The organism is Mesobacillus maritimus (assembly GCF_019749255.1).
GTDB classification, from domain to species: Bacteria; Bacillota; Bacilli; order Bacillales; family Cytobacillaceae; genus Mesobacillus_B; species Mesobacillus_B maritimus_A.
In genome coordinates, this window is record NZ_JACWFH010000021.1 from 14,474 (window position 1) to 35,841 (window position 21,368).

Here is a 21,368-nt window from a genome sequence, read left to right on the forward strand (position 1 = left end):
CCTTTTAACAGGAGTGGTAGAAATGGGATTGCCAGATGAATATCAGGAACATAATGCACCTTCACAATCTCGAAAATGGAACGGACTATTTCGAGATTTAAACAGTCAAAATATTTCAGCGGGGTTGGTCTCTAGTGTCTTAGTGATGACCGGCCCCGCAATTATTATATTACAAGCGGCAGCATCTGGTGGATTTACAGACCAGCAAACAATCAATTGGATGTTTGCGGTGTACTTTTTCGGTGGTATTTTTAGTATCATCATGCCACTCTTATACCGTATTCCGATTACCGGAGGTCACTCAATCACAGGGGTTGCCTTTTTAGCCACGGTCACGACACAATTTACTTACCCACAATTAATCGGCGGTTATGTAATGTCTGGAGTGATTATCCTTTTGGTAGGGCTCAGTGGATTTTTTACAAAAATTATTAAATGGGTTCCTAAAGAAGTCATTTCGGCTATGCTCGGTGGGTTGGTAACGGGGTATGTCGTTCAAATCGTCCCAGCTGTAAAAGAAATGCCGATGGTTGGAGCTGCAGCGGTATTGAGTTTTCTCCTGTGTACGAAATATATAAAAAAAGTGCCTCCAGTTGTCATCGCGATAGCTGCTGCTTTTGTTGTTTTGTTCTTAACAGAAAATCTTGCATTTGCCACGGAGCAATTGGCGTTTTCCTGGCCAAGTTTACAAACACCTGAGTTTACTGGAATGGGGCTCATCACACTTGCTCTTCCTCTAGCGATGCTGATTTTAAGCAATGATGCGGCTCCAGGGATTGGGGCATTGGAGAGCTCGGACTTTAAACCGCCGATAAGAAAAATTGTTTCGACGAGCGGGGCTTTTTCAATACTAGCAGGTTTTTTTGGAGGGCAATGCTCCAATATTGCAGGAATGATGACAGCAATCTGCTCTGGTCCAGATGCTGGTCCTCGAGCGAAACGGTATATGGGTTCAGTCGTTTCAGGGATAGTAACTGTTTTATTCGGGGTATTCGCTTGGAAAATCGTTCCCTTCATCCAGTCACTCCCCGGGGCGTTTGTCTCGCTCGTTGCGGGGTTCTCATTAATTACAGTTCTTCACAGCAGTTTGCAAAAAGGCTTTTCAGAAAATCGCTATCGCCTTAGTGCATTAGCTGCTTTTATCGTAACCTTATCGAATGTAAGCTTTTTTCATATTAGTGCACCTGTCTGGGGGTTAATTGTTGGCGCAGTGTTAGCAAGGACCATTGAAAGATAAAGGGGTGACTAAAGGGGTGACAGGCACCATCCAGTTTCTGGATGGTGCCTGTCACCCCTTTTTTCATGTTAAAATGTTTGATTATTTCCAATTATTTCGTTATCCTGTTAGAATCTACCACGATTAAATTGTTTGAAGGCTTCATATAAGTAAATGAAGAGGTGTAGTGAATGACGTATGTATTATTGTTAGTAGGTTTTGCTTTGCTAATTAAGGGAGCTGATTTCTTTGTAGAAGGTTCTTCCAAGATTGCGCGGCTATTAAAGGTACCTCCTATGTTGGTTGGTTTAACAATTGTTGCATTTGGTACAAGTTCACCAGAAGCAACGGTCAGTATTATTGCTGCCTTGGAAGGCAACAGCGATGTTTCTTTAGGGAATGTAGTTGGTAGTAATATTTTTAACATTACGTTGGTTGTCGGGATAACTGCGATTCTTAACCCGCTAAAAGTAGAAAGTGAAACCATTCGTAAAGAAATTCCATTTACACTGCTTGCCAGTGTGGCTTTATGGGTATTGATTAGTGACATGGCTCTCCAAGGTGCAGGTGCAAACCTGATCACAAGAACGGAAGGAATCATCTTGCTCCTGTTCTTTGCTATTTTTCTTTACTACATATTTGAAGTGGCCCGGAATAACCGTGAAAAGGGCAATGTCGATACAGGGGATACGACAGGAATTACCTGGGGGAAGAATATTTTCTTCACTCTTGGTGGACTTGCGGGGATTATTTTCGGTGGAGACCTGGTTGTTGATAATGCAACCGATATTGCTCTATCAATTGGAATGAGTGAAACACTTGTCGGGTTAACCATTGTTGCAGTCGGAACATCTCTCCCAGAGCTTATCACCTCCATCACCGCAGCCTTGAAGAAAGAGAGCGAGATTGCGCTTGGAAATATAGTCGGAAGTAATATCTTCAATATCTTGCTCGTTATCGGCGCATCTGCATCAATAGCGCCATTAGCTGTAGATTCAAAGATCTTTTTTGATTTAATCTTTATGATTGTATTTACCATTGTTTTGTTGATTTTCTCTAGATCAAGATACAAAATATCCAAAAAAGAAGGCGCAATCCTTGCGATTGTTTATCTTGCTTATCTAACTTATATCATTATTAGAAACTAATCAGATGGTGCTTAACTCCTTTACTTAAGTGGTTAAGCACCATTTTTATATTCTTGCTAATATACTCCCTATTCCGAATTCCCTTTTTCCTCTTCCTTTCATCGATCATCTTCCGTATAATCACATATGTTGTATTTTTTCATATTGTAAGAAAATTTTCATAAAAGAAAGGAAGTATTTTCTTCTAATGTTGAATCAGAAAAAACAAGGTATTGTTATGCGTTCTTTGAATACCATTGAACGTGTTGGAAATAAATTACCTGACCCGGTTACTCTTTTCGCAATTTTTGCCTTAGCGGTTGTTGTCTTATCTGCGATATTCTCGAGTATGGGCATGAGTGTGCCAGACCCAATGAATGAGGGAGAAGTGATTGAAGTAAGAAATCTCCTTAGCTCAGACGGAATTCTGTACTTGTTCCAAAGCATGGTTGGGAACTTTACTGGTTTTGCTCCACTCGGAACCGTGCTTGTTACTATGCTTGGAATTGGTATTGCTGAGCGTTCTGGATTAATTTCTGCTGCCCTACGTGGGCTAGTTACTTCTGTTCCCAAACAGTTAATTACAGCGGCCTTAGTCTTTGCGGGAGTTATGTCTTCTATGGCTTCTGATGCTGGTTATGTTGTGTTAACACCACTTGGAGCGGTACTATTCGCAGGGTTAGGTCGTCACCCACTTGCTGGTTTAGCGGCAGCCTTTGCTGGTGTTTCTGGTGGGTATAGTGCAAACCTACTCCTAACATCATTGGACCCATTACTTGGTGGGCTTACCCAAGATGCAGCGTCAATGTTAGATCCAGTGTATGCGGATCAGATGAACGTTGCGATGAACTTATATTTCATGATTGCTTCTGTTTTCTTAATCACCATTGTCGGTACGCTAGTGACAGAAAAAATTGTTGAACCTAGACTTGGTAAGTATGAAGGGGACGTCAAGGAAGAAGTAAACTACCTGCGTCCGGAAGAAAAGAAGGGGTTATGGGCTGCGTTTATTTCCCTACTTGTTGCAGGGATTGGAATTGCTTTACTTGCTGTACCTGAATGGGGACCACTACGTGGAGGGGTAGAGAAATTCGTTGATTCACCATTCCTTCAAGTCTTAGTTCCAGTCATCTTAATCATGTTCTTTATCCCAGGGTTTGTTTATGGGAAAGTCACGAAGTCAATTAAAAATGATAAAGATGTGGCCAATCAATTATCAGAGACAATGGCAACAATGGGTTCTTATATCGTGCTCGCTTTCGTTGCTGGACAGTTTGTCGCTTATTTCAGCGAATCAAAGTTAGGAATTGTATTGGCGGTAAATGGTGCAGAGTTCCTTGAGTCCACAGGATTTAAAGGAATTCCTCTAATTTTAACCTTTATTGTCATATCTGGATTTATTAATTTGTTTATCGGAAGTGCATCAGCGAAATGGGCCATTATGGCTCCGGTTTTCGTTCCGATGATGATGGGAATTGGGTATTCACCTGAGTTGACTCAGCTTACGTATCGTATTGCTGATTCCACAACAAACATCATCTCACCATTGATGCCATACTTCGCCATCGTCATTGCCTTTGCACAGAAGTATGATAAAAAGGTTGGGATTGGAACACTTATTTCAACGATGCTTCCATACTCAATCGCATTTACAATCTTCTGGGTAATTATGTTGATTGTTTGGATGCTAACTGGACAAGATATAGGCCCAGGTTCACCGATTTACTATACAAAATAATCTTAAAAAAACTTCTCTCCGTCATAGGAGGGGAGTTTTTTGCATTTAGGAAGACATATTTGTTGGTTTTAGCGACATAATGGAAAAGAATGAAGAAGGGCAAACATATTTACTTACACTCATAGCTGGTTAAACCCTTGATACAGTCACTCCTATTTAATCAAACGTTTGATTAAAGCACTTTCACCTTTGTAAGGATGAGAGTAGGAGAAAATGACTAATCTAGTTGGTCTAAATTGTAGTGATATAGGAATCAATGGTGATATACAATCTAAAATGAAACCGTTATGATGTGAAAGAGGCAGCAATAGAAACGAGCCTCCAAACAAGAAAGTAAAATCATTTATTAGGAGAAAGTATGAAATACATAGGAAGAATCACTGCAACATTCCCTTTTTTCATTATTAGTTTATGGCTTTTACAGCATACTTATCGTGAAAATGGAATCATGCTTTTTATCATTAGCGCCTCGCTTGCTATCCTTGGAAACATTGCCGCGTGGACCCTGGGAGGTCAGTACGATAAGGCTCGTTTTTATTATCAAGAACTATTAATCAGTCAAAAGGAATTGCAGGGGCAGAAAGAATTTCTCCAACAAATTTTTGATAGTGTTGATGCAACCATTTGGTCCAATGATATTCTGAATCAAAGAATTTACGTCTCAAAGGGAATTGAAAAATTGTCAGGGTTTACGGTCGAGCAATTTTATAATGACTACTCCTTTTGGACCAAGATTTTTCACCCTGAAGATAGTCAAAGGGCACTGGATTTTTACGTTAGGGCATTATCGGGAGAATCTAGTGAGATGGAAGTCCGTTTTATTAATGTGCATGGAGAAGCCGTTTGGGTGTATTTATCAGGGACTCCAATATTTAAGGAGAATTCTAGCGAGGTTATTAAAATTAATGGGGTTGTCGTTGATATATCAGCAAGGAAAAAGACGGAAGCAAAGCTACAAGAAAGCGAAAGTCGTTATCGTAGCGTAGTGGACCTTTCGCCTAATATGATCATGATTCACCAGAACGAACGTATTGTTTATGGCAACAATGCCACTGTTCAGTTGTTAGGCGTTAACCATTATTCTGAGTTACTAGGAAGATCCATCTATGATTTTCTCGATCCTTCTGAAAATAGTAAGGCAATTAGAAGGATTAAGGAGATACAAACACATAGTATCGCGAGTGAGTATGCAGAATACAAAATCGTCAGACCTAGTGATGGTAAAAGCATTTATCTCGAAATGTTAGGCAAAGAAATAAATTTTAATGGGAAACCAGCAATTATGATTGTCGCAATCGATGTGACTGCAAAAAAAGAGTACCAAGAAAACATTCGATTCATGGCTTACCATGATGCTTTAACCGGTTTGCCAAACCGGCATAGGTATAATGAGTATCTTGAAGACGCTTTGAAACGTAGTCAAGAGCAGAAGCAGATATTAGGTGTGATGTTCATAGATCTAGATCGCTTTAAGTTCATTAATGATACGATGGGACACGATGCAGGGGATGAGCTGTTGAAACTAGTATCTGTGAGATTACGCGATAGCGTTCAGGATAAAGACTTGGTAGCCCGTCTTGGTGGGGATGAGTTTGCTATTTTAATGGAAGAGGCGGATGAAGAAAGAATACGGAGGATTTCAAATAGGATCATTGAAGCTTTTAAATCTCCATTTATGATTCAAAACAAGCCATTTTACACGTCACCTAGCATCGGAATTAGCTTATATCCTCAGGATGGCGATGATAAAGAAACGCTTAATTCCAAGGCAGACATAGCGATGTATTTAGCTAAAAAAAGCGGGAAGAACAATTTCAAATTTTACGTTCACGAACAAGGGAGCCTGCTTGATCGAAAGTTTATGCTAGAGCACAATCTTAAACAAGCAATCGATCACCATGAGTTTTATCTCGAATACCAACCAAAGCTTGAACTGCAAACAGAACACATCTATGGAGTCGAAGCATTGGTTCGTTGGAAGCATCCAGAGTTAGGGGTCATCTCTCCGGCGGAATTTATCCCCATTGCTGAGGAGAGTAGTTTAATTGTTCCTTTAGGAAAATGGATTCTTCAAGAGGCAGGGAAACAAAACAAAAAGTGGTACGATGCGGGTATCAGGGTAAAAATGGCGGTGAATGTGTCAGCAAAACAGTTTGAGGATCCGCACTTCGTAGACACTGTTCATCAAGTCCTAAGTGAAAACCAATTCCCTCCACAGTATTTGGGCCTAGAAATTACCGAAAGTGTGATGCAAAACATCCATCAATCAACCCTCATTCTTCAGGAATTAAAGAAACTAGGAGTGAAAATCTCAATCGATGATTTTGGGACAGGGTATTCTTCTTTAAGTGTCTTAAGCAAACTACCGATTGATTTTATAAAAATTGATCAATCCTTTGTCCATGAAAGTACAACCAATCCGATTGCCGCTTCGCTAGTTAAAACCATCGTCGAAATGGGAAAGAATCTCCACTTTGAATTGATTGCTGAGGGGATTGAGAAAAAGGAACAAGCAGAGTTTCTCATTGAAAATGGTTGTTATCGAGGGCAAGGGTATTTCTATAGTCCTCCACTCTCATTGGCAGAGGTAGAATTGTTGTTATACAAAAATCAGATTTGGGCTTCTATTGAGTAAAATGTTGTGAATGAATCTAACAGAGTGAATTTTTCCTCGTCCCGGATCTGAGTGATATAATAAGATGTTGTGAATGGATTTGCTTTCATTGTCTAGGAGTAATCCTGCGATTATTTACAACCCTATTTGGTTTGCTCCTTTCTTGAAGTGGCGAGGGGCATGTGTTAATAACCCATCTTCTATAGAAGGTGGGAGTGGACGAACAAGGATGTGAGCAAGATGCAGCAAGCAAAAATGCCTGCATATGAACGAATCGCCATTGATATTGCGAATCGAATTTACGATGAAAAATTTAAAGTAGGCGAAAAGATTCGCGGCCGGTCTACCTTGGCGAGTGAGTATAATGTTTCACCAGAAACGGTCCGAAAAGCGATCAAAATTCTCGAGGATGTCGAGATTGTTCAATCGACAAAAGGCAGCGGAGTGGTGATTTCATCTCGCGAAAACGCCTTTAAATATATAAAGCGCTTTTCAGGACTTACAACGATGAAAGAGCTTGAGATTCAGATGCGAACACTGATTAGTGAACGGGAAAGACTGGATGAAGAGCTCGGACAAACGCTTGAAAAGATGATTGATTTTACAAGAAAGTTGCGGCATACAAATCCACTTAGTCCAATCGAAGTGGAGATTCCAGCAACATGTATCCATATTGGGAAGACGATTGGAGAGCTTATGTTTTGGCAAAACACTGGAGGAACCATTGTGGGTATAAAGCGGAAGGGCGAACTTACCCTATCGCCAGGCCCATATGCAAGCATACAGCCTGAAGATGTTCTTCTCATCATCGGCGATGAGAAAACTTATGAGCGAGTGGTTCATTTTATTGGGGAGTAAGCGAGGGCAGTAACATGGTGCTCTAATTGCCCGAACTGGGTCGGAAATCTATACAACGGTAAAATAGAAGGGTACTATTTGCCGGAATCAGGTTGAGAACTTATATAACGGTAAAACAGAGGGTCTCCATGCACTATTCGTTCACAAAGCTTTTACATAAAAAAACAAGGCGGATCACTCCGCCTTGTTTTATTTCATTAACCCCTCATTAATAAGGAACTCTTCCGCTACTTTCTCAGGGGATTCTTTCAAGCTATCCACTTTATAGTTCAATTCACGCATTTTAGCGTCGGTGAGCTTTCCGGCAAGTAAATTAATGACTTCCTCAAGCTCTGGGTATTCCTCCAACGTATCTTCTCTTACGATCGGAATCGCATAGTATGGAGGGAAGAAGTTTTTATCATCCTCTAATACCGTTAACCCAAACGCTTCAAGCAAACCGTCTGTTAAAAAGGCATCGATGACATCTGTCTCCTTGCTTTCAAGGGCAGTGTATCTTAAACCACCATCAACAGCTTCATTCCCTGCAAAATCCATATTATAAGCATTTAAAAGACCAGGTAATCCATCTTCACGGTTGGTGAACTCAATGGTTGCGCCAATCTTTAATTCATTGCTTACTTCCGCAAGATCAGAAATCGTCTTCAATCCATATTGCTCCGCAGTTTCAGGACGAACAGCTAATGTGTACGTGTTATTGAAGCCGAGTGGTTTCAAGGTTGAAAGATGGTACTTCTCTGCAAATTCTTTCGTTACAATATCATAGACTTTATCAGGGTCTGTCATTGCTTCTTGCTTCAAAATATTGACGAGACCTGTGCCAGTATACTCCACGTACAGATCGATATCGCCCTTGTTCACCGCACTAAAGGCCACCTGTGTTCCACCGAGGTTTAGCTTTCGTTCAACCTCGATATCTGTTTTTTCTTCAATCAAATCAGCAAGCATATGCCCAAGAACCATTTGCTCACTAAAGTTTTTTGATCCAATTGTAATGGTCTCTTTTGCGTTCACCATTGGGTAAACAAACGTCATGCCAACAGCTAAAACTAAAACAACCGCAGTAGCTGGAACCCATACTTTTTTGTTCATGAAACGCCGAGTCTTTTTAACAGTATTGGTAGAACCAACTTTGTTCGTATAAGATAGTTTTCCTTCTAATTTTCCAACAACAAAGTCAATCAATAAAGCAAGAATACAGGCAGGAATAGCGCCCGCTAAAATCATATTATTATCGACCGTCGAGATTCCGGAAAACACAAGATATCCTAGTCCACCTGCGCCGATAAATGCGGCGATGGTCATTAACCCAACAGCGGTAACCGCAGAAATCCGAACTCCGGCCATAATCACTGGAAAGGCAAGGGGTAACTGAACCTTTTTCATGGTTTGGCTACTTGTTAAGCCAATCCCTTTTGCGGCCTCAAGAATATCTGAGTCAATATTCGTCAAGCCTGTGTACGTATTTTTTACTATTGGCAATAGGGAATAAAGAATGACCATGACAATCGCTGGTGTACTTCCAATCCCGATAAATGGAATCAGGAAACCAAGTAAAGCCAAACTTGGCACGGCCTGAATCACATTGGTGATGCCGATAATCGGTTTTGATAATTTCTTGCTTTTAGAAATAAGAATCCCAAGTGGAACCCCAATGACAATCGCCATTAGCACTGAAAAGACAGTTAAATAGAGATGCTGACCTAATAAAGATAAAATTTGCTCATAGTTCCCTGATACATAAGTGAAAAAGTTACTCATTAAAACGCCACCTCCAAATCAATTAACTGGCTGCTTAAAGCAGATAAAATACTGCTTCTTGTAATCAATCCAGTCAATTGCTTCGATTCATTGACCACAGGTAAATAGCCAATTTTATGATCATTCATCATTTTTAACACAGAGATTAAGTCTTCTTGTTCAGATACTGCATAAACATTATGCTCCATCACATCATCAAGAAGGGAAGCTCGTTCTTGTAGCTTAATCGCCTTTAAGGTCACCATTCCTAACAATTGATTATGTCGATCGGTCACCATCAGACTATCAACTTTGTTTTCTTTCATAATCTCAATCGCCTGGAGCACATTCCGTTTCGGTGTTACTTTTACAGGGTTGGAAATCATAATATCTTCTGCTTTGAGAACTTCTGGGTTGTTCCAAACACGACGTTTGCCAATAAAACCTTCAACAAATTCAGAAGCAGGATTTTTCAAGATATTTTCAGGCGTATCATATTGAAGAATCTCGCCATCTTTTAATAGACAGATTTTATCCGCAATTTTATAAGCCTCGTCCATATCATGCGTAACGAAGATAATGGTTTTATTGAGTTCCTTCTGCATATTGAAAAGTTCTTCCTGGAGGGAACTTCTGGTGACAGGGTCTAACGCGCTGAAGGGTTCATCCATTAGGATGATGTCGGAGTTTGTGGAGAAGGCTCTTGCTACCCCAATTCTTTGCTGCTGTCCACCGCTAAGCTCTTTCGGGAAACGATGCAAAAATGCCTTAGGGTCTAAACCAACCAATTCTAGCAATTCTTCAGTTTTCTTTTCAATCGCCTCGGGATCTTCACCCTTTAGATTTGGTATAAGTTCCAAGTTTTCCTTAATGGTCATATGCGGGAAAAGTCCAGTGCTTTGAATGACATAGCCAATATTCCTGCGCAATTCAATTGGGTCAATCTTAGAAATATCCTCACCATTCACATAAATCTTTCCTGATGAAGGTTGAATCAACCGGTTAATCATTTTCAACAAAGTCGTTTTTCCGCAACCACTAGGCCCGATAAAAACAACCAGCTGACCGGCTTCAATATTTAAACTGAAATCATCAATAACAGTGTGCCGATTATATTTTTTCGTTATATTTTCGAACTTTATCATTCCATACCTCCTATTATTCTGGTTATCTATGAATAAGCAACAATCCTATACTAACATAAAAGTTGTTACTTTGCATCTCCTTGACTTAACAACAACTAGGCTAGAGTTTTTCTCTGTATTCATTTGGATGGTATAATAGATTCGTCAAAAGGCTGTACTGGAGGGATTTGAGATTAAACTCATAAAACTTTTATATATACTATTTGGCTTTTTATTTATGGGGTTAGGAATGCTAGGTGTCATCCTGCCATTATTGCCAACAACACCACTTCTGCTATTAGCGTTATTCTTCTTTGTTAAAGGCTCCGAACAATTTGAAATTTGGTTTAAAGAAACCAATCTTTATAAGAAGCATCTTGAAGGATTTGTGCGTGAAAAGGCGATGACCCTGAAGCAGAAGATTACGATAAACTTGTTTGCTGATGTGATGATTGCCATCCCGTTTATTATCTTGGATAATCTTTGGATTCGGTTGTTGTTGCTGGGGGTTGTGGGGTATAAGTATTATTATTTCTTTACTAAGATTAAGACTAGACCTAGTAAGTAAGGATTAATAACAGGTAAAATAAAAGACCCTTCTTTCTAAGCCTTAACATAGAAAGGAGGGTCTTTTACTTCATAGTTATTCTTTGAAGAACAATGAAAAAAATAATTTTGGGATGCGTATAAAAGAGGAAGTAGTCGCTTAATACTTGGAACAAAACAACTATTTCTATTTACACAAGGTGAAGAATCCTTTAAGATAAACTAGTATATACGTTATAAAGAACGAAAAGAAAGTGACAAATATTCTTTGAAAAAGAAATACAAGTATTTGGGATTTTTGACTTTGATTAGCTAGCAGGAAAAAATAAAGGTCATTTTTTTACCTTTAAAAGTAACTAGGGCTATAGTCTGAAGGTCTGAAAAATAATATAGCGTGAGAAGACCAAAGAAAAAGAGGTACCAATGAAAAAGCTATTTTACTATTTAGCACTTTTAAACATGATTGACGCCTTCGTCACGTCCTACGGCCTCGAAAATGGTTTGATTTCTGAGTTAAACCCATTTATGGATAAACTCTATCAAATGAATTCTAGCCTGTTTTTCTTCATGAAATTTTCACTATCCTTCTGCCTCTACTTATTCATTTTCTTCAAAGTGGTTCCATCATCTAGGGTAGTAAAGGGAGTCACATTTGTGGCATCGGGGATGTATACAATTGTCTTTGGACTTCACTGTTTCTGGCTATTTTTATTCTTACTCTAATCTAATCCATTTTTAAGCATGGACATTAATGCTGCCTTGATTATAAATTGATTTTACTCATAAAACCAGACAAGCTAACTATAGTAGTAATTAATAAAAGGGAGTAATGGTAATGAGACTAGCTTTCATTTCCTACATCCACGGGAAGCATATGTGCTTGATGCTGTTCTATCAGATATAAAGAAAAGATATGTGGACAAAGTGTATGTACTCGGAGATCTTTGTTACCGGGGACCAGAATAGCAGCGGTCTTTTGATCTCCCTCGTTCGCTAAAAACAAATACGATGAATGGGTTGGACGTGGTGTAAATAAAGGGGAAGTACCTGAACCGGCCTTGGAAATGAGGAAAGTATAGAATATCTTCGCAGTTTGTTTACTGAGTTAAACCTAGAGATTAGAAATAGAAGGAATGTAAGTTCATGCGTATCATTCAACCTAACTAGTCTGTTTTGAAACCGTTCTTCCATATGAAAAGCACTTGCAGTAAAAATGATGATTCAAGATGTTGATTTATGTATATACGCTCATATCTCACAAGCCATACTTGCGCTACATAAATGGAAATTGCATGATAAATATCAGTAGCATAGGGTTACCATTTGAGGGGGGAGAATCCTCTTATAGAATTGTTGATAAAGAATAGTAATTCCCAAATACCAATTGTTCGCGTTGAATATGACATCAAGTGGTTGAACATGTTCAACAATTTGATTACCCGAATAAGGATTACCTGATAACTGATTAAGGTATCAATCACGCTGAACTTTAAAAAATTTAGCCTTCTCAGCTTTTAAAGGAAGACCACTGTTAATTCAAAACAGTGGTCTTCCACTTTGTTCTTGATAAAGAACATCATAGGTGCTATAAACACTCTACAACTCTTTATTGAAAGATAAGGAGACGTAGCTATTTTAGATTAATTTTGTCCATAAAATCCACTATTGTATCATTTGGGAATACCGTTTTCCTAGGTATTTCATATAAATCTTTTCCTGGTCTTACATCGTCATATTTTACAGTGAATGCTGATTGTATACCTAGTTCTTTTATAACTTCGATGGTCTCTAAATCATATTCACCGTAGGGATAGGAGAAAAGTGGCTGGTTATCGCTTATATTCCCTAGACTAATTTTAAGATCTTTCATGATAGCTTCCTTATCTTTGGTCACTAAGTAGGCCTTTCCATCTTCATTCCTTTGGTGGAAATTATACGTATGACTTTCAAAATCAAATATATCACAACTTTTTTTCATATCTGATACGCTAAGATATTGTTGTCCCATTGGATCATACTTGTTATCCTTTTCTGTAATATTTCCTGTGATGACAAAGTTGAGTGCAGTAAAGTTGTATTTTTTTAGAATTGGATAAGCTTCTTGGTAATTGTTTTTAAAACCATCATCAAAGGTAAGTAAGATACTATTTTGGGGAATGTCAATTTTGTTATCCATAAACAGGTTAAACTCGGCTGCGGTTAACGTCACATAATCATGCTTTTTTAACAACGCCATTTGTTTTTCAAATTCAGATTTTAGGACGATAGTTTCTTGTAAGGAATTACCATCTTGATAATGCCCCTCTTGAATGTTTTGGTCATCGATGATTTTATGGTACATCAGTACCGTAATCCGGTTTGCCTCTTCCCCTGGTTTTAGATTAAAATCTCTAACCGTTTGAGTCCATTCCTGACAATCAGTGATATCAACCTTTTTATCTTGCGGAAATACAGAGTGTCCAGGATTAAAAGCATGGACCAATGTATCTGAAAAAATATAGATGAGACAGGAAAAGGTCAATAGGAACACCAATGGGAATAGAAAATTTATTAAATTTCGTTTCACTTACCCCACTTCCTTCCTGTTTAACATAATTCCCTCTCCATAACTTTGCTTATTCGTTCCAATTCTGTCAACGTTATTCCAAACATCTTTATCTTTAAAATAAAGTATCGTTCCAAATGTCACAAATACTAACCCCAATAAACGATAGGTTAGAATCTCAAAGGGAACAAAGAGGGTAATCTTTAGTAGATCCTTACGAGAATACACGTGACCAAACCTTCCTGCAACGAGAAGTGCCATTATACTTCGAAAAAGAGCTAACAGAAAGGTGAACGATAGGAAGAATAAGGCCATACTGTAATTTTTAGTGAATAAGAGAATGATTGGAATTAATATTGTTGGGTAGGCATTTAAAGTACCTAATATCAGAGAGTCAACCAAGAGATAAATCGAAACCGGGAAGCCTAAGTTCGTAAAATAAGATTTTCGAAAATGAAGTAGACAATCAATGAAACCCCTTTGCCATCTAAACCTTTGACTGAACAGTGCTTTGTAGCTAGATGGGCATTCCGTGTAGCAAAGAGCCTGCGGTACAAAAATTAATTTGTGCTTTTTATATTTAGTTTTAATAAGCTTATGAATTCTTAAAGTAATATCAAGGTCTTCCCCAACGGTTTTACGATATCCATTAATCTCTAATAATGCATGTCTGCGAAAGGCACCAAATGCGCCAGCGATAACTGTAATTGATTTCAGCTTTTCCTGAGTTGTTTTATGTAAATAAAAGTCAGTTAGGTATTGTATAATTTGATAGCGAATTATCCCAGGTAGATTAAATACAGGTTTTGGCTTGATGTGGCTACCGGTAAAGCCCTGTGATATTTGTATCATGCCGCCTGCAGCAAGGACCTTTTCATCCTCGAAGGAGGTGTTCATGGCAGCGAGAGCATCGGGGGCAAGAATGCTATCCGCATCGAGTGTAATGATGAGACTCTTTTTGGAATAGGCTATTCCTGCGTTTAACGCATCCGCTTTTCCTCCATTCTCTTTATCTAATAAAAAAACCCTTGGGAAGTTAGCAGATTGATAGAAGCCTCTTGCGGGTTCATGTTGTCCTATCTGTGTAGGAGTTCTTTGAATAGGCTTTAAGTCTAAATACTCGTATAATACTTTCATTGTTTGATCGCTTGACCCATCATTAATAAAGATGGCTTCATAATTTGAGTAACCAAGGTTTACGATGCCCTGTAAACAATTCAAAATCGTCTTTTCCTCATTGAAAGCAGGAATTAATATAGAGAACTCTTTTTCCTCCAGCAGCTTGATTCCTTCGCTCCGTCCTTTTCCTGAGAAAAGGGGGATAAAGATATAGAGTAGTTGAAAGAGAATAAAGAGAGAAAACAATACTAAAGTAGCATAGATCATAATTGTTACCTCCCGTTTTTTTGGTAGACCTTTACATAATCAATTTCATAGAAAGTGGGAAACTTGGTCGTTTCATCAGGATTCCCTGGCCAAACACCACCAATAGCTGTATTAAGATATATATACATCTCCTCCTTTGGGATATGGTTAGTTGTTCTGAACCTTTCCTCACCGTCAATAAACCACACAATAGAATCAGCTGACCATTCTATTCCAAAGGTATGGAAGGACTCAGAAAAGTCCGGCCCAATTATGCTATTTGATACACTTTTAAGTGATTCATTCTCATCTAACCAATGAAATACCATCCAAATTTCTTCCGGCTTATGACCGAGCATTTCCAATATGTCAATTTCCGGGAGCCAGGTGTTCTCTTTATTGGTCATCATCCAAAAGGCTGGAAACATCCCCTGTCCCTTTGGTAGTTTCGCGCGCATTTCCACTTTCCCATATAAAAAACTATATTTCCCTTTTGTATTTATAGCCCCTGATGTATAATTTCTTCCACCATACGTTTCCTTTTTTGCTATTAACTTGAGATAGCCATCCTCTACTTTGACATTATTAGGAGAATAATACTGCAGTTCCTCATTTTTTTCAGCTGCCCAATCAACGATATTCCACTTGGAAGGTTCAAGACCACCCCAATTGAAATCATCCTCCCAGACTAATTGCCAACCATCGATGTATTCTTGCTTGCTTTGTTGACGTACCTCCTCTGTAGTTGACTGGGCATCTTTGTCATCATATGCATAGGATATAGGATTATTAGGTGTGTCCAATTTATCAGCTTCTTTCTCTTTTAATGTCGAAGGTCTATTGGGACAGCAATAGACCATAGTCAGTAGGGAAATGATAAATAATATCCCGATAGAGAAAAGTATTTTACCTTTGCCCACTTTAATTATTAATCACCTCCAGATTTAACAATTTTCAGTTAATTGTTCACTATAAAATTTGTTCTAAATAATGAACACTATATCTGGATTATACAATGGGTCTTCCGAAAATAAAAGTAGAAATTTCTTTTTAAAGAACGGTTTTAATGAAAATTGTTCATATAAGGAACATTCGTCGGCAATATTGACCATGTGAATTAAATATTTTAATCTTTAAATAATAAAAAGTGTCGAATATTGTTGTCTTATATTGAGAACGAATTTTGTTAAAAATGTTTACTTTCGGAAGAATAAGCACTATTATTTTACATAAGTAAGGTTCACTAAAAAGAACAAAAAGGTGTAATAGGGGGAGAATAGAAATATTCTTTGGATCAGCGATGAAAGCCTCGGTAAGTATATGGTTACCGATGGTATTCTTATTTTCGTATTTTTTTGGTTTGATAGGAGCTAGAATATTAGTAGCTTTAGGAATCTTTCGGTACAGGATACGACTAGGAAAAGGAGAGGAAACAATATGGATGGAAAAAGATTAAAAGAGCTTCGAAGGAGAAAAGGGTTCACTTTGGATACCTTAAGTGAGCGAACAGGTATTTCAAAATCGTACTTAAGTCTGATTGAGAGAGATATACAAAGTAACCCAAGTTTGGATATTTTACATAAGCTTGCCAAGACATTCGATGTCCAAGTTGAAGAGTTAGTAAAATTGGGGGAAGAAGATACGCCTGCTACTGGTTTAGCTAGTCCAGATTTGACTGTAAAAGCCACTTTTAAGGTTGAAATTGAACTTCCAGTGGGACAAATGAATTCAATGAAATTAGAAAAAATCCAAGAATTTATTGAACTATTGAAAAAGTAATAAATGCATAGTTGATAGACATTACTATATTGCCTTAACTATTCATTTATAATGAATGTTAATAGGGGGGATTCTATATCAAAAGTTGAGAAGGGAATACTGACTGGTTATCAAAAGTTATTCTCTTTAGAAAGAAAGTCGAACTTGTATCAATATAAGTAATAACATAAGAATCTAATAGTCATATCAAATATTTCAATATAAGAGGTGTCTTCTTATGTCTTTTTTTATTTTTAAGGTCAAGCACTATATTTCAATTAGTTTTACTTTGCCACTTAATCCTCTCTCCAAAAATAATTATTCTTCCACATTATTAATGTAGAACAACTTCCTTTTGGTTAATCCTCTTCCTTTCATAATCCTTATGCAAATTATGGTGATTTCCTAATTCATCTATCCAAACAGAATCAGATATAATAATATATATTGGTTAAGACATTACTACTTAGGGATATTTATTTGTTGTTTCTGTGAAGTTTAATGAGTTACGATATGTTAAAAAGAGCAAAAGGAGATCCTGGAGTATGAATGATGGTACCAGGGAAGAAGTTTTAAGAATAGAAGAGATAAAGGCGATTAAATTGTTTACTCTTCTATTTTATTTTGTCTATATAGGATATGATTTTGTCTATTATTATTTGTTTGCTTATTTTAATCATAAGGATATGGGGTTACCTGACAAAGGGTTAGGCTATTATATGTATGGAGCACTCTTTTTGCTTCTTCCAATTGTCCTATACCTTATTAAAAAAGGGCAGCCATTTTTAATAAAGTATATTTATTTTTATGCGTTTCTACTGTTGGATTTTACCAATAATCTATTAATCTATTGGGGTACGGATTCACCATATATGAACGGCAATTTTGTCGAAGTCTTATTTTTGATTTTTTCACCCATTTTTGTGAATAAGCGTTTCTTTTGGATTATTTCGATATCTATGGTTCTGAAATACGTTGCTTATGGGGTGCTATTCCATAGTAATTCGGTCCTTCTCCCGATTATGCTGGTTCTCTTTTTAGCCTTATTCGGCTGGATAGTGTTGACTCGCTTTATTTCTTATATTAACGGTATGAACTTAGCGTATGAGGAAGCAAAGCAAAAAGAAAAGCTTGCGGTGGTTGGACAAATGGCGACTTCTATTGCGCATGAAATCAAGAATCCATTATCCTCACTTAAGGGTTTTACACAGTTACAGTTAGAGAAAGAGAAGTCTGAAGAAAATTTTTATCCTATCATGTTAAACGAGATTGACCGGATTAACTTAATTGTTTCGGATCTTCTAATTCTAGGGAAACCGACTGGAACATCAAAGTCGAATGTTAGCATAGAAGGGATCCTAAATTACGTTGTTTCAGTAATAGAACCACAAGCTTCTAGGCAATTTATCACAATACAGACTGATATTGACGAAACCATACCGCATATATATTGTGATGAGAACCAATTAAAACAGGTTTTTCTAAATTTATTAAAAAACTCAGTAGAATCGATGATGGACGGTGGAAATATTTATATTAAGGCCCGGTTTAAAGACAATCAATTTATCATCAGTGTTCAAGATGAAGGGGAAGGTATTCCTCAAGCGCAGATTGAAAAAATAGGGGCTCCTTTTTATACAACTAAGCCAAACGGTACAGGTCTAGGATTAATGGTAACAAAGAAGATAATTGAAGAGCACGGTGGAAAGTTAGAAATTAATAGTGTGCCTAATGATGGGACAACAATTGATGTCATTCTCTATTACTAGTGGATTTCGATAAATGTTAATAAAAATATCTATTGGTCTATTCTTGTAGTAGTACTTTTGGTTTATAATTAATGTAGGATTGTCGATTGGTGGCGAATAAAATTCATGGTGATAGGTATTTTACTTTAAAAAAGATGGTAGAAATCAATAGCCTATTAAACTTATAGAAGAGGAATGGAGTCATGTTTAACGTGTGGGGTAACAAAATAAAAAATCAAATAAATGATAAGGCTCTCCTTCAGACGGAAAAGCACACTCTTAAATGGTTTCTTGCGCTCTTTTATGTAATATATTTCTTTTACGAAATATATTATCAATTCTTTTACTTAGATTATTTGCAGTATGGGAATGCAGAAGGGCCTGTATTATGGAATTACATCTTTTATGTATTAATCTTTAGTCTTCTTCCATTAACTTACTTTATGCTGAAGAAGGGAAAACTTTTTCAAGTTAAATATTATTTTGTCCTTTGCTATTTCTTGATTTCTATTTTTAGTGAATCCGTTCCCTTTTTATACAGTTCGGAATCGCTCCGGATTGGAAACGCTGCGGAACTATTACTGTTACTTTTTTCACCGATATTTGTTAATACACACTTCTTTTGGTTTGTTTGTATTGGTCTAATTTTAAAATATCTAATGATGGGCTTGTTTTTAGGAACAACAGAGGTTATTTTTCCTGCAATGCTTGTCATCATTCTTGCTTTTATTGCATCAATTATACTTAAAAGATTCCAAGTATATGTTGGAGCAATTAAAACTTCCTATGATAATCAGTTAGAGGGAATTGTAAAAGGTGTTATTGCAACGATTGAATTAAAGGACCAATATACTAGAGGTCATAGTGAACGAGTAGCATTTTACGCAAAAACGCTTGCAATTGCCCTTAATAAGTATTCTAAAGCTGAAATACAATCTTTCTATTATGCCTGCTTGCTGCATGATATCGGTAAAGTAAGCATTCCTGACGAAATTTTAATGAAACGTGGAAAATTAACAAATGAAGAGTATGAAATTATAAAGACCCATCCCGTTGTTGGTACTGAAGCAATTCGAAAAGTCGATGGCTTATATATGAGTATTGATGTGATTAAATATCATCATGAACGCTGGGATGGAACGGGTTATCCAGATCAATTAGCTGGCACTGACATTCCATTACTTGCTAGAGTGGTTTCTATAGCGGACGCATTTGACGCGATGACCTCTTCAAGATCCTATCGAAGTGCTATGTCAGTTGATGAGGCATATAGACGGATTATTGATGGAAAAGGTACGCAATTTGATCCAAAATTGGTAGAAGTTTTTGAAACAACCTTTCCTGAATGGGTGAACTACCATAAGTCCTATGATTGGTCCGAGGCGGTTCCCCTTCAAAATAGCAATAATAAGGAGGAAATAGGATGAAAATTCGTAAACTGGCTAAGATAAAAACAACTTGCTGGTGGTGCCCATTTTTACCGGGGTATGGAAGAGGCTGAGGAATAGTGAGGGGGTGTGGTATAGGACCGCACCCTTATTTTATTTAAAAAGGTGCTGATTAAATGGTACTGGGCAATCGTTCTAAGGTGAATCTTCATCCGCTAATTATTCGCAAAGATAAAAGACATTATATCGTTGAAGATATTGCTACTAATGAGTTTTATGAAATGCCGGAAGTCTGTATCGATGCAATCACGATGTTAAATCAAGATAGGGAAATCATTGAAGTCGAGAATGTTCTTAAAGAACGATATCCAGCTAATGATGTGGATGTGAAGTCATTTATACAGGATCTTCTGGAAATAGGACTTGTGAGTAAAGTGGATGGAGTGGATATTCCTAGAAATGAGCAGAAAACGGTCATGCAAAATGGGTTTGCATGGATTTATCCTAAGCTAGGAGGCTTCTTTTTTAATCGATATACGATAATATTATATACATGTGCATTTATAGGTTGTATTTTTCTTTTCATCTGGAAGCCGCACCTTTTTCCTACCTACAAAGATGTGTTTCTTTTTGAGTTAATGACTAGCAACATCCTTGTTTTTCTCAGCTTAACTTTTGTTTTGGTGCTCATCCATGAGATGGGGCATGTCCTGGCAGTTCGAGCGGAAGATTTGCCAACCAGAATTGGAGTGGGTCATCGTCTATTTTTTGTTGTGCTCGAAACAGATATGTCTAGGGTTTGGTCATTGCCTAATGAAAAAAGAGAGCGACTTTACCTTGCAGGGATGTATTTTGATTCCTTTGTACTGTTTTTTGCATTGTTGACTCAGCTTGTTTTTGAAAATCAAGCTATTGTGGTAGGGATTTCTAAAATGATTGTGATTAATACGTTTTTCCGTATCCTGTATCAATGCTGTGTTTACATGAAGACAGACTTGTACTATGTTCTTGAAAACAGATCGGGTTGTTATAACCTAATGGAAAATGGTCAAAGTTATTTAAGACGTTGGGCGCCCTTCCTTCCAGCAGTAAAGACAAGCCAAGTCTTTGACGGAGAAGAAAGGCTCGTTCGTCCTTATGCCATCTTTTATCTTGTGGGTATCTTACTTACCATTATAATCCTGGTGTTCTATAATACTCCATTAATAATTCATGCAGGAATTCTTATTATGCCAGGATTTACGGAACCGATTAACAGTATCCAATTTTGGGATGCTACAGTCTTTTTCTTACAGTTTGTGATTGTTTTTGGATTATTAGGATACTCCTGGTTGAAGAAATATAAAACAGTGTAAAAATAACTTTTTTCTAATTGTGATACAAGTGTCGGGAGTGACCCCGATGCTTTTTTATTTAGGTAATATATGCATTTAGCCAGTTAAAGGAATTTCACTAATTGAGGAGAATACATAATTGATAGTTAAAGGGAATGGGTAGGGATGTTGGTTGATGCTTTGAAGAAGTTGGACGGTATTGCGCTTCAACTTGCAATCTCACAGGTAACCCCTAGATGTCAGTGTGTTTGCGAATAGAAGGTGAAA

The 21,368-nt window shown here is 37.5% G+C and carries 16 protein-coding genes; 11 read left to right on the forward strand and 5 right to left on the reverse strand.

Annotated elements, in window-relative coordinates; translation table 11 throughout:
* Nucleotides 1-22 precede the first annotated feature (22 nt).
* From H0185_RS15790 to H0185_RS15810, 5 genes are all read left to right on the forward strand, one after another.
* On the forward strand, nucleotides 23-1,237 hold the full coding sequence (locus H0185_RS15790; protein WP_221874476.1) for a benzoate/H(+) symporter BenE family transporter: 1,215 nt from the start codon (nucleotides 23-25) through the stop codon (nucleotides 1,235-1,237).
* A 170-nt stretch (nucleotides 1,238-1,407) separates the two neighbouring features.
* The gene (locus tag H0185_RS15795; protein ID WP_221874477.1) at nucleotides 1,408-2,364 is read left to right on the forward strand and encodes a calcium/sodium antiporter; all 957 of its coding nucleotides are present in this window, start codon (nucleotides 1,408-1,410) and stop codon (nucleotides 2,362-2,364) included.
* A 187-nt stretch (nucleotides 2,365-2,551) separates the two neighbouring features.
* The gene (locus H0185_RS15800; RefSeq protein ID WP_221874478.1) at nucleotides 2,552-4,081 is read left to right on the forward strand and encodes an AbgT family transporter; all 1,530 of its coding nucleotides are present in this window, start codon (nucleotides 2,552-2,554) and stop codon (nucleotides 4,079-4,081) included.
* 358 nt (nucleotides 4,082-4,439) lie between these two features.
* On the forward strand, nucleotides 4,440-6,716 hold the full coding sequence (locus tag H0185_RS15805; protein WP_221874479.1) for a bifunctional diguanylate cyclase/phosphodiesterase: 2,277 nt from the start codon (nucleotides 4,440-4,442) through the stop codon (nucleotides 6,714-6,716).
* A 219-nt stretch (nucleotides 6,717-6,935) separates the two neighbouring features.
* Nucleotides 6,936-7,553, forward strand: a complete 618-nt coding sequence (locus tag H0185_RS15810) for a GntR family transcriptional regulator (RefSeq protein ID WP_221874480.1) — start codon at nucleotides 6,936-6,938, stop codon at nucleotides 7,551-7,553.
* 189 nt (nucleotides 7,554-7,742) lie between these two features.
* On the opposite strand, the gene H0185_RS15815 is transcribed toward H0185_RS15810, so the two are convergent.
* Together H0185_RS15815 and H0185_RS15820 are read right to left on the reverse strand one after the other, a co-directional pair.
* Complete coding sequence (locus H0185_RS15815; RefSeq protein WP_221874481.1) at nucleotides 7,743-9,314, reverse strand: ABC transporter permease/substrate-binding protein; 1,572 nt, start codon at nucleotides 9,312-9,314, stop codon at nucleotides 7,743-7,745.
* Nucleotides 9,314-10,438 carry an ABC transporter ATP-binding protein gene (locus tag H0185_RS15820; protein ID WP_221874482.1) on the reverse strand — a complete coding sequence of 375 codons (1,125 nt, stop codon included), beginning with the start codon at nucleotides 10,436-10,438 and terminating at the stop codon, nucleotides 9,314-9,316. The genes H0185_RS15815 and H0185_RS15820 overlap by 1 nt, the downstream gene beginning before the upstream one ends.
* 196 nt (nucleotides 10,439-10,634) lie before the next feature.
* On the opposite strand from H0185_RS15820, the gene H0185_RS15825 reads away from it, so the two are divergent.
* The gene (locus tag H0185_RS15825) at nucleotides 10,635-10,985 is read left to right on the forward strand and encodes a DUF454 family protein (protein ID WP_343223164.1); all 351 of its coding nucleotides are present in this window, start codon (nucleotides 10,635-10,637) and stop codon (nucleotides 10,983-10,985) included.
* Nucleotides 10,986-11,386: 401 nt separating this feature from the next.
* The gene (locus tag H0185_RS15830; RefSeq protein WP_221874484.1) at nucleotides 11,387-11,686 is read left to right on the forward strand and encodes a DUF5658 family protein; all 300 of its coding nucleotides are present in this window, start codon (nucleotides 11,387-11,389) and stop codon (nucleotides 11,684-11,686) included.
* A gap of 907 nt (nucleotides 11,687-12,593) precedes the next feature.
* Here the strand turns inward: H0185_RS15830 and H0185_RS24520 are convergent.
* Genes H0185_RS24520 through H0185_RS15845 form a run of 3 tightly spaced genes read right to left on the reverse strand, consistent with a single transcriptional unit; the run spans nucleotide 12,594 to nucleotide 15,733 of the window.
* Nucleotides 12,594-13,529 (reverse strand): polysaccharide deacetylase family protein, encoded by a 936-nt coding sequence (locus H0185_RS24520; protein ID WP_221874485.1) that lies wholly within the window; start codon nucleotides 13,527-13,529, stop codon nucleotides 12,594-12,596.
* On the reverse strand, nucleotides 13,530-14,894 hold the full coding sequence (locus H0185_RS15840) for a glycosyltransferase family 2 protein (protein ID WP_246629237.1): 1,365 nt from the start codon (nucleotides 14,892-14,894) through the stop codon (nucleotides 13,530-13,532).
* Nucleotides 14,895-14,899: 5 nt separating this feature from the next.
* Nucleotides 14,900-15,733 (reverse strand): glycoside hydrolase family 16 protein, encoded by an 834-nt coding sequence (locus H0185_RS15845; protein WP_221874562.1) that lies wholly within the window; start codon nucleotides 15,731-15,733, stop codon nucleotides 14,900-14,902.
* Between the two features lie 577 nt (nucleotides 15,734-16,310).
* Here H0185_RS15845 and H0185_RS15850 point away from each other — a divergent pair.
* The 4 genes from H0185_RS15850 (at nucleotide 16,311) to H0185_RS15865 (ending at nucleotide 21,122) form a co-directional block, all read left to right on the forward strand.
* Nucleotides 16,311-16,652: a helix-turn-helix domain-containing protein gene (locus H0185_RS15850; RefSeq protein WP_221874486.1), complete on the forward strand. Its 342-nt coding sequence runs from the start codon at nucleotides 16,311-16,313 to the stop codon at nucleotides 16,650-16,652.
* A 524-nt stretch (nucleotides 16,653-17,176) separates the two neighbouring features.
* On the forward strand, nucleotides 17,177-18,400 hold the full coding sequence (locus tag H0185_RS15855) for an ATP-binding protein (protein ID WP_221874487.1): 1,224 nt from the start codon (nucleotides 17,177-17,179) through the stop codon (nucleotides 18,398-18,400).
* 182 nt (nucleotides 18,401-18,582) lie between these two features.
* On the forward strand, nucleotides 18,583-19,806 hold the full coding sequence (locus tag H0185_RS15860; RefSeq protein WP_221874488.1) for an HD-GYP domain-containing protein: 1,224 nt from the start codon (nucleotides 18,583-18,585) through the stop codon (nucleotides 19,804-19,806).
* Between the two features lie 137 nt (nucleotides 19,807-19,943).
* Complete coding sequence (locus tag H0185_RS15865) at nucleotides 19,944-21,122, forward strand: hypothetical protein (protein ID WP_221874489.1); 1,179 nt, start codon at nucleotides 19,944-19,946, stop codon at nucleotides 21,120-21,122.
* The last annotated feature ends 246 nt before the right edge of the window (nucleotides 21,123-21,368 follow it).